Source organism: Enterobacter cloacae complex sp. FDA-CDC-AR_0164, assembly GCF_003071645.1.
In the GTDB taxonomy this organism is placed as follows: domain Bacteria; phylum Pseudomonadota; class Gammaproteobacteria; order Enterobacterales; family Enterobacteriaceae; genus Enterobacter; species Enterobacter ludwigii.
Window position 1 is genome coordinate 2074802 of record NZ_CP028950.1, and the last position, 12693, is coordinate 2087494.

Consider the following 12693-nt stretch of genomic DNA (forward strand, 5'->3'; position numbering starts at 1 on the left):
GGCTCTTAGCTCGCCAGAGCCAGCACCGCGCGGGCTGTCGTCTCCTCCGTCACCAGGCCATTAATACGGCGGCCTTTGAGTGCGGCATAAATCGCATCGGCTTTCTCTTCACCTCCGGCCACGCCAACGATGGTGGGCAACTGCGCCAGTTCATCGAGCGTGACGCCCAGTAATTCCCGGTGGATCTCCAGCTCGTGCACGCATTCCCCTTCGGCGTTCAGGAAATAGCCGAGGATATCGCCCACCGCCCCTTTACGGGCGTACATCAGCTGTTCACCTTCGCTGATATAGCCGGAGCGCAATATGGTGGCGTCCCGGCGCTGGTTCACCGAACCAATGCCTACCACCGCCACATCGGCCGCGGCGGCGGCGAGGATCACGTCCCGCACGCTGGATTCGCGTTTTAGGATCCCGGCCACTTCGGCGGAGGAAACGCGAAGCGGGGCGGGGATCATGCTGACGCTGCAGGCGGCATCAAGCTGACCGATGCCCGTCATATACGGCCCAACACCGCCGGAGAGCGTCACCAGGCGGATCTGCTGCGAGCTGATAAAACCGCTTAAGTGCTGCAGGCTGCTCATGGTGGTTTCACCAAATCCCACCGCCAGCAGCTGGCCGGGCTCCAGCACGCCCATCAGCGATTGTGCCGCACCAATGCCCAGCCGGACATTCATGGGCGGGGTATTCAGGGCCGGCAACACGCGAACCAGCTTGAGCCCGAAGCGTTGCTGCAGCTCGGTTTCCAGCGCCAGACACCCCTCATAACGGGAGTTGATCTGCACGCGGATCACCCCGGACTGGCGTCCTTTCTCCAGCAGACGCGAGATCTTCAGGCGCGGCAGTCCGAGCCGCTCGCCGATGTCATTCTGGGTTAATCCGTCGTGGTAGTAGCACCAGGCGACGCGGGCAACCAGCTCTTCTTCCGCCAGTGCCAGCCCGGCAAAACGACCTTCTTCCGCAGTGCGTTTATCGCTCATAATTGAACTCTTATAAAAATTTAGATCATATGTTCGTGATCGCGCAGAAAGAAAGTGTGAACCACGCGACAAAACAGATCTTTTAGATTGATTTGTGTCTGTGTGGATCTTAATCGATAAATTTGTGATCCCTGCACGGTTCTAAATATAGTTCACCGTCTACGCTTTTGAACATTATTAAATCTAAAAATCATTTGTTCAATAGCGGAGCGATAATGACGCCACTTATCGAAGCACGTGATATCAGCAAGCAGTTCTCCGGCGTACCGGTCCTGAAAGGTATTCATTTCACGCTGCTTGCGGGTCAGGTGCATGCGCTGATGGGCGGTAACGGCGCGGGAAAATCAACGCTGATGAAAATCATCGCCGGGGTGGAAACGCCGGACAGCGGTGAACTTTCGGTTGACGGCCACGCGTTTGCGCGGCTTTCGCCCGCGCAGGCCCACAGGCTGGGGATTTATCTGGTGCCGCAGGAACCCCTGCTTTTCCCCAACCTGACGGTGCGGGAAAACATCCTTTTCCGCCTGCCGCGTGAGGCCGGTATGGGGGAACGGCTGGCGGAGAAACTCCAGCAGCTGCAGTGTCAGCTCAATCTTGATGCCACCGCCAGCACCCTTGAAGTGGCGGATCAACAGATGGTGGAGATCCTGCGCGGCCTGATGCGTAACGCGAAGATCCTGATCCTTGATGAACCCACGGCGTCGCTCACCCCGGGGGAAACCGAACGGCTGTTCCGCCAGATCCGCGCGTTGCAGGCGCTGGGCGTCGGCATTGTTTTTATCTCGCACAAATTACCGGAGATCCGCCAGCTGGCGAGCCACGTCTCGGTAATGCGCGACGGCGCGATCGTGCTCAGCGGTGAAACTGCACAGTTTGACGATAACGCCCTGATTGCGGCCATGACGCCGGTGAGCCGCGAAAAAGGATTAAGTGATGCACAAAAACTGTGGCTGGCGCTGCCGGGCAATCGCCGCACGCAGCCGCAGGATTTCCCGGTGCTGCGGGTGGAAGAGCTTACCGGTGAGGGATTTATCGATCTCAGCATGGAAATCTATGCCGGGGAAATAGTTGGCCTCGCCGGGCTGGTCGGCTCCGGGCGCACCGAATTTGCGGAAACGCTGTATGGGCTGCGCCCGGTGCGCGGTGGACGAGTCTGGCTGGAAAATCAGGAAATAACCGGCGAACCCGTGGCGGCACGGCTGGAGAAAGGGCTGGTCTACCTGCCAGAGGACCGACAGGTTTCCGGCTTGTTCCTGGATGCGCCGATTCGCTGGAACACCGTGGCGCTGAATGAGCCCTCGGTCTGGCAGCAGCGCAAACGGGAGTCGGCGGTGGTGGAGCGCTATCACCGGGCGCTGGGGATCAAGCTTAACCATGCGGATCAAACCGTGCGCACGCTTTCCGGCGGCAACCAGCAGAAGGTGTTGCTGGCGCGCTGTCTGGAGGCGAACCCGCTGCTGTTGATCGTCGATGAACCGACACGCGGAGTGGATGTGTCGGCGCGGGCCGATATCTATCAGCTCATCAAAAGCGTGGCGGCGCAGAACGTGGCGGTGCTGATGATCTCAAGCGATCTGGATGAGTTCCCCGGGCTTGCCGATCGCGTGCTGGTGATGCACCAGGGCGTGCTGAGCGGCGAGTTGTCCCGGCACGCGGTCAGTCTCGACAGAATGATGGCGCTGGCATTCGGAGGGCAGTCATGAAGACCTTACTGAAAAATCGCGAACTGAGCGCGTTCATCGCCATTCTGGCGTTGTTCGCGGTGCTGGTGGGGCTCAATCCGGCCTATTTCAGCCTGCAAACGCTGGGGATGATCTTCGCCAGTTCGCAAATCCTGATCCTGCTGGCGCTCGGCGCCGCGCTGGTGATGTTGACCCGCAATATTGATGTTTCCGTCGGCTCTACCGTCGGGCTGTCTGCCATTGCCGTGGGGGTGGCTCTGAACAGCGGCTACACCCTGCCGGTATCGATCCTCTTTGCGCTGTCGATTGGCGCACTGGCGGGAGCATTTAACGGTTTTCTGGTGGTGGGGCTGCGTATTCCGGCAATTGTGGCCACCCTCGGCACGCTGGGCCTCTATCGCGGGGCGATGCTGCTGTGGACGGGAGGAAAGTGGATTGAAGGGCTACCGCCGAGCCTGAAATCGCTCTCTGAACCTGCCGCTATGGGTATTTCACCGCTCGGAATGGGCGTGGTGTTTTTAGCCGCGGTCGGCGCATGGACGTTGTCGCGCACCGCCTTCGGACGCGATTTCTACGCCGTGGGCGACAACCTTGCCGCCGCACGCCAGTTGGGCGTGGCGGTGAACCGGACGCGAATGATCGCTTTTACGCTGAACGGCATGCTGGCCGCGTGTGCGGGGATTGTCTTCGCTTCGCAGATTGGCTTTGTACCAAACCAGACCGGCAGCGGGCTGGAGATGAAAGCCATTGCCGCCTGCGTACTCGGGGGGATCTCTCTGCTGGGCGGTACCGGGACGCTTATTGGCGCCTTACTGGGGGCTTTTTTCCTGACTCAAATCGACACCGTGCTGGTGCTGTTCAGGCTGCCCGCGTGGTGGAATGACTTTATCGCCGGGCTGGTGCTGCTCGGTGTGCTGGTGCTCGACGGGCGTTTACGCCAGGCGCTGGCCCGGCATCAGCGCGCACTTAAGTACAGCCGCTTCCAGCCCGGTAACAAAGGGGGGAAGCATGTCACCCCGTTTACGAAACACAAAAAAGAGGTGGCGTAAATGAAGCTTAACTGGGAAAGCGCGCTGCTGATATTACTGGTGCTGGAAATCCTGCTCTTTGGGGCCATCAATCCGCGCATGCTCGATATCAACATGCTGCTGTTCAGCACCAGCGATTTTATCTGCATTGGCATTGTGGCGCTGCCGCTCACCCTGGTGATCATCAGCGGCGGCATTGATATTTCCCTCGGTTCGACCATCGGCCTGTGTGCCATCGCGCTGGGGGTGATGATGCAGGCGGGTTGGCCGATGGCGCTGGCGATACCGTTGACGCTGCTGCTCGGCCTGCTGTGCGGTCTGGTCAACGCTGCGCTGATCCACTACACCGGCATCAGCCCACTGGTTATCACCCTCGGCACGCTCTATCTCTACGGCGGTGGCGCACTGCTGCTCTCCGGCATGGCGGGGGCGACCGGTTACGAAGGCATCGGTGGCTTCCCGGACAGCTTTACCGCGTTCGCTAACCTCACGTTCCTGGGGTTGCCAATCCCGCTGGTGCTGTTCGCCGTGATTACCGTCTTCTTCTGGCTGATTACCCATCGCGGACGCTTTGGCCGCCATCTGTTTTTGATTGGGCAGAACCCGCGCGCGGCGCGCTATGCGGCGCTCTCGGTCAACGGGATGCCCTACGCCCTGTATGGCCTGGTGGGCGTCGCTTCGGCCATTGCTGCGCTGGTGATGGTCTCCTATTTCGGTTCGGCGCGTTCGGATTTGGGACGCGATTTACTGATGCCTGCACTGACCGCAGCGGTCCTCGGCGGCGCCAATATCTATGGCGGTTCGGGGTCGGTAATCGGTACGGCCCTGGCGGCGTTGCTGGTGGGGTATCTGCAGCAGGGTTTACAGATGGTCGGCATCCCCAACCAGGTGTCGAGCGCGCTGTCAGGGGCGCTGTTGGTTGTGGTGGTGATGGGACGTTCACTGAGTTTGCACCGTGAATGGGTGCGCTCTCTCCTCACAAAACATACCCGGAGCGTAAGATGAAAACAAAACTGATAGTCCTGGCGATGGCACTCAGCTTCGCGTCGGCACAGGCCGCGGACCGCATCGCCTTTATCCCCAAGCTGGTGGGCGTTGGCTTCTTTACCAGCGGCGGCAATGGCGCGAAAGAGGCGGGTAAAGATCTCGGCGTGGACGTCACCTACGACGGCCCGACCGAGCCCAGCGTCTCAGGCCAGGTGCAGCTTATCAATAACTTCGTTAACCAGGGCTATAACGCCATTATCGTTTCGGCGGTGTCGCCGGATGGCCTCTGCCCGGCGCTGAAGCGCGCGATGCAGCGTGGCGTCAAAGTACTGACCTGGGACTCCGACACCAAACCGGAATGCCGCAGCATCTACATCAACCAGGGCACCCCGGCGCAGCTCGGCGGCCTGCTGGTCGACATGGCCGGTAAACAGGTCACCAAACCGAATGCCAAAGTGGCGTTCTTTTACTCCAGCCCGACCGTTACCGACCAGAACCAGTGGGTGAAAGAGGCGAAGGCCAAAATCGAGAAAGATCATCCGCAGTGGCAGGTCGTGACCACGCAGTTTGGCTATAACGATGCCACCAAATCGCTACAAACCGGCGAGGGGATCTTAAAAGCGTATCCGGATCTGGATGCGATCATCGCCCCGGATGCCAACGCCCTGCCGGCGGCGGCGCAGGCGGCGGAAAACCTGAAGCGAGAAGGGGTGGCGATTGTCGGCTTCAGCACGCCTAACGTGATGCGTCCGTACGTAGAGCGCGGCACGGTGAAAGCCTTCGGCCTGTGGGATGTGGTGCAACAGGGCAAAATTGCGGTCAATGTCGCCGATCGGTTGTTGAAAAAAGGCGATCTTAACGTTGGCGACAGCGTGGAGGTGAAAGATATCGGTACGCTGAAGGTCGAGCCGAACAGCGTGCAGGGCTACCAGTATGAAGCGAAGGGCAACGGCATTGTGCTGCTGCCGGAGCGGGTGGTGTTTACCAAAGAGAACATCAACAAATACGATTTCTGACGGGGGAGCAAATGGCTGATTTAGACGACATCAAAGACGGCAAAGATTTTGGCATCGGCACACCGCAGCAGAACGTGCCGTTTACCCTGAAGGGATGCGGCTCGCTGGACTGGGGAATGCAGTCCAGGCTGGCGCGCATCTTCAACCCAAAAAGCAACCGCACGGTGATGCTGGCCTTTGATCACGGCTATTTCCAGGGACCGACGACCGGCCTTGAGCGTATCGATCTCTCTATCGCCCCGCTGTTTGGGGAAACCGACGTGCTGATGTGCACCCGCGGTATTTTGCGCAGCCAGGTGCCTGTCGCCACCAATAAACCCGTCGTGTTGCGCGCCTCTGGCGGCAATTCGATTTTAGGAGAACTTTCCAACGAGTGCGTGGCGGTGGCGATGGAAGATGCGCTGCGCCTGAACGTCTGCGCGGTGGCGGCGCAGGTGTACATCGGCAGTGAGTTTGAACATCAGTCGATCAACAACATCATCAAACTGGTGGATGCCGGTGCGCGCTATGGCATGCCGACCCTGGCGGTAACGGGCGTTGGCAAAGAGATGGCGCGCGACGCGCGGTATTTCTCGCTTGCCAGCCGTATCGCGGCCGAGATGGGGGCGCAGTTCGTCAAAACCTATTATGTCGACGAAGGGTTTGAAAAAGTAACCGCCAGCTGCCCGGTGCCGATCGTGATTGCCGGAGGCAAAAAGCTGCCGGAGCACGACGCGCTGGAGATGTGCTGGCGGGCGATTGACCAGGGGGCGTCCGGGGTGGACATGGGCCGCAATATCTTCCAGTCCAGCGCCCCGCTGGCCATGCTGAAAGCGGTGAAAAAAGTGGTACATGAGAACATGAGCGCGCGGGACGCGTTCCAGTTCTGGCAGGAAGAGAAACAGGGAGAAGCAAAATGAACGTGACATTAGTGGAAATCAACATCAAACCCGAGCGGGTCGATGAGTTTCTGGAGGTGTTTCGCGCTAACCACGAAGGGGCGATTCAGGAGCCGGGCAATCTGCGCTTTGATGTTTTACAGGATCCGCGCGTGAAAACCCGGTTCTTTATCTACGAAGCCTACAAGGATGAAGAGGCGGTGCTGGCGCACAAGAAAACCCCGCACTATCTGGCCTGCGTGGATAAGCTTGAGGACCTGATGTCAGAGCCGCGCAAAAAACGCAGTTTTGTCGGGTTGTTGCCGGCGTAACAGACCGCCGGGTAGCGCTTACGCTAGCCCGGCGATGCTCAGGCGAGGGCCAGTTCCGCCAGGATCGCTGCCAGCGTTTCGCGCGGTTTCCCGCTCAGTGACGCAAGCGGGAACGGCAGTGCAGGCGCGGCCACTTTCCCTGACATTTCTGCTGCTGCGGCCATCACCCGCAAACTGCCGTACTGGCGGAACAGTGCCCACAGCGGCGCCAGCCGGTCAGAGGCTGCGGTGTCTTTGGATCGTGCAATCGCCAGTGCCGTCTGCGGATAGAGCCCTGCGATAACCGAATACCAGACATCGAACCCGGCCTGCAGGGCTGACGCCGCCCGCCAGTCGCCACTGATGCCCAGGGTGACGTTTTCAGGAAGACGGGCACGCATGTGGGCGATATTGTCCGGTGTGCGCCCGAGCTTGACGGATTTGACGTTCGGTAGCGCCGCCACGGCATACAGCAAATCGTCGTTAAACTCGAACCCGGTGGTGGCCGGGTTGTCGTAAATGCACAGCGGAACAGAGATCCGGTGGGTCACCGTCTCATACAGGGTAAACACTTCCTCTGCCGTCAGGCGCTGGTACGACACGGGGGCCAGTAACACCCCGCGGGCGCCAGCGTTTTGCGCCTCATCCGCCAGACGGAGAATATCGTCGAGGCGAAGCGCGCCAATACTTACGCTCACCGGAATGTTGTCGGCATGCGCCACGGCACAGCGGGTGATATGCGTGCGCTCTTCAGGCGTCAGATACGCGTAACTGCCCGTCGAACCGAGGATCCCCAGTGAATCGACACCGGCATCCACCAGCGGGCGCAGCAACTGCACAAACGCCTGCTCATCAAATTTCCCCTCTCGCAATGGCGTCAGAGGGAATGCGCTTAACCCGTGAAACATCCGCTTATCCTTTTAGAGTTCAATCAGTTGAAGGTGAGCAGTGGAGCCCGGCATCAGTCGCTGCAGGTTGCTGACTAACTCATCGCCAGCCTCCTGCAACGCCGATAACGGCATCGACGGCAGACTTTCGAGAATAAACCACATGTGTTGCGCCTGGCTATCGAGACGTGTACGCACGCCCTGGCGCCAGTTCCAGCGACGGCAGGTGACGCCAATATCATCGCGCCAGATAACTTCGCCCGCATCCGGGTATTCGATAACCGGCTGGCCCTCTTTCAGGGTATCAAACGGTTCATTACCTTCGGCAAGCGTCAGACGCGGTGCGCCTGCATAAGCGGCAAGGTTCTCACCCCCGACGGGAATGGCGTAACGAATGCTGATGGCATTGTAAATATCGACCACTGGATCGAGCGGGGGCAGTGCGCCCTCTTTCAGCACTCGCTTACGCAGGGCCGATGCCGAGCAGGGCGTGCGTTTCGGTTTCGTACCAAACGCTCTGAACACGTCATCCCAGGCGCTGAGGTGCGCTTCCGCCCAGGCGACATCATCAGTGAGGACCTGCTGGCAGGCCTGTGCCAGCGCGGCAGAGGCCACGTCCGGCTGGGTTATCGGGGCGGCTTCAACCAGAATGCTCAGCGCCCGAAAGCCGGGGGCAATCCCGGTAAGACGCGGGTCTATTGACGGCGTAACGAGAGACATAAATAATCCTGTATTGACTGTTTTATACTATGGTAGTGACCAATGACTGATAAAGTCAATATAATGACCGATTCGGGTGCCGATATCGCCCAGGTAAGCCTGGCCGTCGCCACCCGCATTCGCAACTGGCGCAAAGAGAAAAAACTGTCGCTGGATGAGCTTTCACGCCGCGCCAGCGTCAGCAAAGGCATGCTGGTGGAGATTGAAAAAGGGGCGGCGAATCCCAGCATTGCCATTCTCTGCAAGCTGGCTGCCGCGCTGGGCGTTTCGGTGGCGGATATCGTTAACGTCTCCAGCGAGCCGCGGGTGCACGTCATAGAAGAAGCGGCGATCCCGGTTCTGTGGCAGGGCCCACAGGGCGGATATGCCCGGCTGCTCGCGGGCACGTCTGGCCCGGATATGATTGAACTCTGGCAGTGGGTGATGCATCCGGGGGAGCGTTTTACCTCGCCGGGGCATCCGGCGGGAACGTTTGAGCTGCTGCATGTTACTGAGGGAGGATTGACCCTGACGGTGGAAGAGACGGTGACGCAGGTGGCGGCAGGCGCTTCGGCGGTGGCGAAAACGGAAGCGGCACACGGCTACGCGAATGAGGGCGAAAATGTGTTGCGGTTTACCATGACGGTGGCGGAGTTTCACCGCTAAAAACGCCCCCTCCGTCAGGAGGGGGAGGGGATATCACGCTTCTTCCACGCTTACCCGCAGGGCTGCCAGCGCTTTACGCGCCGCTTTCAGCACCTGCTCACATTGTTCAACCGTCAGCGTCAGCGGCGGTTCAATGCGAATGGTCTTCGAGTTGTTGAGCGTTCCGGCAACCAGGACCCGCTGGCGGAACATCTCGCTCGCGAAGCTGTAGCCGATTTCGTTGTCGACAAACTCAATGGCCATCAGCAACCCTTTACCCCGCGCATCCTGCACCAGATCCGGATATTCCCGGCCCAGCTGGCGGAAACCGTCCAGCAGCATATCGCCTTTCTGTTCCGCCTGTGCAGGCAGGTTTTGATCCAGCAGCACGTTGATGGTCGCCAGCGCGGCCGCGCAGGCCAGCGGGTTACCGCCAAACGTAGTGGTGTGCAGGAACGGGTTGTCGAACAGCACCGAGAAGACCTCTTCGGTCGCCACCGTCGCGCCAATCGGCATCACGCCGCCGCCCAGCGCTTTTGCCAGACAGAGAATGTCCGGCTGGACGTTCTCATGCTCGCAGGCAAACATCTTGCCCGTACGCCCCATCCCGGTTTGGACTTCGTCGAGGATCAGCAGTGCGCCAAACTCATCGCACAACTGACGCACGGCAGGCAGATAGCCCTGCGGGGGCAGGATCACGCCGCCCTCACCCTGAATAGGCTCCAGGATCACCGCTGCCACGTCGTCGCCGGTTTTACGGCATTCGCTCAGCATGGTGCGCATAGCGCTAATGTCACCAAACGGCACGTGGCGGAAGCCCGGCAGCAGCGGCATGAACGGTTTGCGGAAGGTGGATTTGGCGGTAGCTGACAGTGCGCCCAGGGATTTTCCGTGGAACGCGCCGCTGGTGGCGATAAACGTGAATTTGCCGCGCGGCGACTGGTACGCTTTGGCGAGTTTAATCGCCGCTTCGACCGATTCCGTGCCGCTGTTGCTAAAGAAGCTGTACTTCAGTTTGCCGGGCGTTAAGGCCGCGAGCGTTTTCGCGAGCATAGCGCGAAGCGGATCGAGCAGTTCCTGGCTATGGAGAGGTTGTTTCGCAAGTTGATTCTGTACGGCGGAAACCACAACTGGATTACGGTGCCCCACGTTGAAAATTCCAAAACCACCCAGGCAATCTATAAACTCCTGTCCCTGGGTGTCGACAAGCGTATTAAGACTTCCCGCTTGCCACTCTACGGCTCCGTAATCCCCGCCGGCGGTAACAGATTTGCGATACTCCAAAAACCCTGGATTGACATGCTCTTTAAAGTAATCGATGACCTCTCGGTTAAGTTGTTTCATCTCCTCATGATCAAGCGTTCGCTTCTCAATGAGATTCAGTGCGTGCGCGGTACAGGCAAGAGCCGAGGCGCTGGAAGGTAACCTGTTCAAAATGTGCTCCCGGGGATCGCGTATCACATGATACTGGATTAAGTATTGCAGGGATTACGCCACTTCAGATGCCTTAACGAAAATCAGGATAAACACCAGGTTAACATTATGTTGCGCAAAATTTAATCATGCCGATATAACCGATACGGGATTTAGCGGTACGGCGGAAAAGGCCTGGGAAGGTGCGATTTAGAGGCCATTGCACTTATAGGGTGCAGACGCTGCGACTTAAGTGGGCGTTAACGCGTCATACTCTGCAGGTAATTTCTCTACGAAAGTATTTTAAATCAATGAATTATAAAATCTCACAAAAAGTGCGGTTTAAGTGAAATCTGCGATCTCTATCAACTTTAACAACTAAAGATAAATTCTTTACCGCCGAAAAAACATTAATCCACAAAATTAACATTCAAATAACCTGCAAGGGATGCTCACGATGTCCGCTCCAACCTTTGTCACCCAGAATGAATATCCTCTGGACGATGACACCACCTTAATGTCGACCACCGATATCCACAGTTACCTGACCCACGCCAACGACACCTTTGTGCAGGTGAGTGGCTATCAGCTTGATGAGCTGATGGGCCAGCCGCACAATCTGGTGCGCCACCCCGATATGCCAAAAGCGGCGTTTGCCGATATGTGGTACACCCTGCAAAAGGGCGAGCCGTGGAGCGGCATTGTCAAAAACCGACGTAAAAATGGCGACCACTACTGGGTGCGCGCCAACGCGGTGCCGATGGTGCGTCACGGGCAGGTGACGGGCTATATGTCGATTCGCACCAAAGCCACGGCAGAAGAGATTGCTGGCGTGGAGCCGCTCTATCGGGCTCTGAATGACGGGCGCTGCAAGAAACGTATTCATAAAGGACTGGTGGTAAGGAAAGGCTGGCTGGGGAAACTTCCAGAAATGCCGCTGCGCTGGCGCGTGCGAAGCGTGATGGCGGGGCTGTTTGCGGTGCTGGCTGCCACGCTGGTGGCCACCTCAGCGGGTGCGTACCCGCTGGCTGCCGCCGCGGTAGTTATGCTGCTGGGCACGCTGCTGTTTGAGCAGCAGATTGTTCGTCCGATCGAAAACGTGGCGCGTCAGGCGCTGAAAGTCGCCACCGGCGAGCGCAACAGCGTGCAGCACCTGAACCGCAGCGACGAGCTGGGGTTGACCCTGCGTGCGGTAGGGCAGCTGGGGCTGATGTGCCGCTGGTTGATTAACGATGTGTCAAGCCAGGTGGTGAGCGTGCGTGATGGCAGCGACAGGCTGGCAAAGGGGAATGAAGATCTGAACGATCGGACGCGTCAGACCGTGGCCAATGTGCAGCAGACCGTGGCGACAATGAACCAGATGGCCGCCTCAGTGCAGAGTAATTCAGAAACCGCCGCCGAAGTGGATAAGCTGTCAGTGGCCGCCAGCAGCGCGGCGACCAAAGGCGGAAACGCGATGCAGACGGTGGTGAAAACCATGGATGACATCGCGGATAGCACGCAGCGGATTGGCTCGATTACCTCCCTTATTAACGACATCGCGTTTCAGACCAATATTCTGGCGCTGAATGCGGCGGTGGAGGCGGCAAGAGCCGGTGAGCAGGGGAAAGGCTTTGCGGTTGTCGCCGGCGAAGTGCGCCATCTCGCCAGCCGTAGCGCCAGTGCAGCCAACGATATTCGCAAGCTGATTGATGCCAGCGCCAGCAAGGTGCAGTCCGGCTCTGATCAGGTTCATGCCGCCGGTCGTACAATGGATGATATCGTCGAGCAGGTGAAAAACGTGACGCAGCTTATCGCGCAGATCAGCCACTCCACCTCTGAACAGGCTACCGGCTTGTCAGAGCTCACCCGTGCGGTGGCCGAGCTGGACAGCATCACGCAGAAAAATGCCGATCTGGTTGAGGAAAGTGCCCACATATCCGCAATGGTGAAGCATCGCGCCGGGCGTCTTAAGGATGCGGTAACCGTGCTCCATTGAGCCAGTAAGGTTCCAGAAAGCCGTTTATTTCATCAGGAATAAGCGGCTTTATTTTTTCTGAATGTAATTATTAATGTCTTTTATTGTTAACTTTATATTAAGTAACTAAAGAAAGCACATCAGATATTTACCCCAGCCTAAGTCCGTTTTCCCCGATGCTATTTTGAAAATGCCTCATCAGAGGGTGACGTAACGATCGATTTTCGGATATTA

At 58.4% G+C, this 12693-nt stretch carries 12 protein-coding genes; 8 read left to right on the plus strand and 4 right to left on the minus strand.

The features are described 5' to 3' along the window. Window positions 1–5: 5 nt before the first annotated feature. On the minus strand, window positions 6–977 hold the full coding sequence (gene lsrR, locus AM410_RS10185) for a transcriptional regulator LsrR (RefSeq protein ID WP_020883581.1): 972 nt from the start codon (window positions 975–977) through the stop codon (window positions 6–8). A gap of 215 nt (window positions 978–1192) precedes the next feature. Here lsrR and lsrA point away from each other — a divergent pair, with 215 nt between their 5' ends. From lsrA to lsrG, 6 genes are read left to right on the plus strand one after another with little or no spacing between them, the layout of a single operon-like run. Further along, window positions 1193–2680, plus strand: coding sequence for an autoinducer 2 ABC transporter ATP-binding protein LsrA (gene lsrA, locus AM410_RS10190; protein ID WP_020883582.1), 1488 nt, complete (start codon window positions 1193–1195; stop codon window positions 2678–2680). Continuing rightward, entirely contained in the window at window positions 2677–3708 is a 1032-nt protein-coding gene (lsrC, locus tag AM410_RS10195) for an autoinducer 2 ABC transporter permease LsrC (RefSeq protein WP_020883583.1), read from the plus strand. Before lsrA ends, lsrC begins: the two co-directional genes overlap by 4 nt. After that, on the plus strand, window positions 3709–4692 hold the full coding sequence (lsrD, locus tag AM410_RS10200; protein ID WP_014171712.1) for an autoinducer 2 ABC transporter permease LsrD: 984 nt from the start codon (window positions 3709–3711) through the stop codon (window positions 4690–4692). Next, complete coding sequence (gene lsrB, locus AM410_RS10205) at window positions 4689–5690, plus strand: autoinducer 2 ABC transporter substrate-binding protein LsrB (protein WP_049023889.1); 1002 nt, start codon at window positions 4689–4691, stop codon at window positions 5688–5690. The genes lsrD and lsrB overlap by 4 nt, the downstream gene beginning before the upstream one ends. Window positions 5691–5701: 11 nt before the next feature. Beyond that, on the plus strand, window positions 5702–6589 hold the full coding sequence (gene lsrF / locus AM410_RS10210; RefSeq protein ID WP_014171710.1) for a 3-hydroxy-5-phosphonooxypentane-2,4-dione thiolase: 888 nt from the start codon (window positions 5702–5704) through the stop codon (window positions 6587–6589). Then, window positions 6586–6879 carry a (4S)-4-hydroxy-5-phosphonooxypentane-2,3-dione isomerase gene (gene lsrG / locus AM410_RS10215; protein ID WP_020883586.1) on the plus strand — a complete coding sequence of 98 codons (294 nt, stop codon included), beginning with the start codon at window positions 6586–6588 and terminating at the stop codon, window positions 6877–6879. The genes lsrF and lsrG overlap by 4 nt, the downstream gene beginning before the upstream one ends. A gap of 38 nt (window positions 6880–6917) precedes the next feature. Here the strand turns inward: lsrG and AM410_RS10220 are convergent, their stop codons facing one another. Beyond that, window positions 6918–7766 (minus strand): dihydrodipicolinate synthase family protein, encoded by an 849-nt coding sequence (locus AM410_RS10220; RefSeq protein WP_049023888.1) that lies wholly within the window; start codon window positions 7764–7766, stop codon window positions 6918–6920. A 12-nt stretch (window positions 7767–7778) separates the two neighbouring features. Further along, window positions 7779–8465 (minus strand): B3/B4 domain-containing protein, encoded by a 687-nt coding sequence (locus AM410_RS10225; protein ID WP_049023887.1) that lies wholly within the window; start codon window positions 8463–8465, stop codon window positions 7779–7781. 42 nt (window positions 8466–8507) lie between these two features. On the opposite strand from AM410_RS10225, the gene AM410_RS10230 reads away from it, so the two are divergent. After that, window positions 8508–9110 carry a helix-turn-helix domain-containing protein gene (locus tag AM410_RS10230; RefSeq protein ID WP_020883589.1) on the plus strand — a complete coding sequence of 201 codons (603 nt, stop codon included), beginning with the start codon at window positions 8508–8510 and terminating at the stop codon, window positions 9108–9110. Between the two features lie 33 nt (window positions 9111–9143). Here the strand turns inward: AM410_RS10230 and ygjG are convergent, their stop codons facing one another. Beyond that, entirely contained in the window at window positions 9144–10523 is a 1380-nt protein-coding gene (gene ygjG, locus AM410_RS10235; protein ID WP_020883590.1) for a putrescine aminotransferase, read from the minus strand. A 436-nt stretch (window positions 10524–10959) separates the two neighbouring features. Here ygjG and AM410_RS10240 point away from each other — a divergent pair, with 436 nt between their 5' ends. Then, entirely contained in the window at window positions 10960–12480 is a 1521-nt protein-coding gene (locus tag AM410_RS10240) for a methyl-accepting chemotaxis protein (protein ID WP_047743708.1), read from the plus strand. The last annotated feature ends 213 nt before the right edge of the window (window positions 12481–12693 follow it).

Bases quoted from the DNA above. Each gene is read 5' to 3' on its own strand.
- lsrG (WP_020883586.1), top strand. From the start codon at position 6,586: ATGAACGTGACATTAGTGGAAATCAACATCAAACCCGAGCGGGTCGAT.
- AM410_RS10220 (WP_049023888.1), bottom strand. From the start codon at position 7,766: ATGTTTCACGGGTTAAGCGCATTCCCTCTGACGCCATTGCGAGAGGGG.
- AM410_RS10225 (WP_049023887.1), bottom strand. From the start codon at position 8,465: ATGTCTCTCGTTACGCCGTCAATAGACCCGCGTCTTACCGGGATTGCC.
- lsrR (WP_020883581.1), bottom strand. From the start codon at position 977: ATGAGCGATAAACGCACTGCGGAAGAAGGTCGTTTTGCCGGGCTGGCA.
- lsrC (WP_020883583.1), top strand. From the start codon at position 2,677: ATGAAGACCTTACTGAAAAATCGCGAACTGAGCGCGTTCATCGCCATT.
- lsrD (WP_014171712.1), top strand. From the start codon at position 3,709: ATGAAGCTTAACTGGGAAAGCGCGCTGCTGATATTACTGGTGCTGGAA.
- AM410_RS10230 (WP_020883589.1), top strand. From the start codon at position 8,508: ATGACTGATAAAGTCAATATAATGACCGATTCGGGTGCCGATATCGCC.
- lsrB (WP_049023889.1), top strand. From the start codon at position 4,689: ATGAAAACAAAACTGATAGTCCTGGCGATGGCACTCAGCTTCGCGTCG.
- lsrA (WP_020883582.1), top strand. From the start codon at position 1,193: ATGACGCCACTTATCGAAGCACGTGATATCAGCAAGCAGTTCTCCGGC.
- lsrF (WP_014171710.1), top strand. From the start codon at position 5,702: ATGGCTGATTTAGACGACATCAAAGACGGCAAAGATTTTGGCATCGGC.
- AM410_RS10240 (WP_047743708.1), top strand. From the start codon at position 10,960: ATGTCCGCTCCAACCTTTGTCACCCAGAATGAATATCCTCTGGACGAT.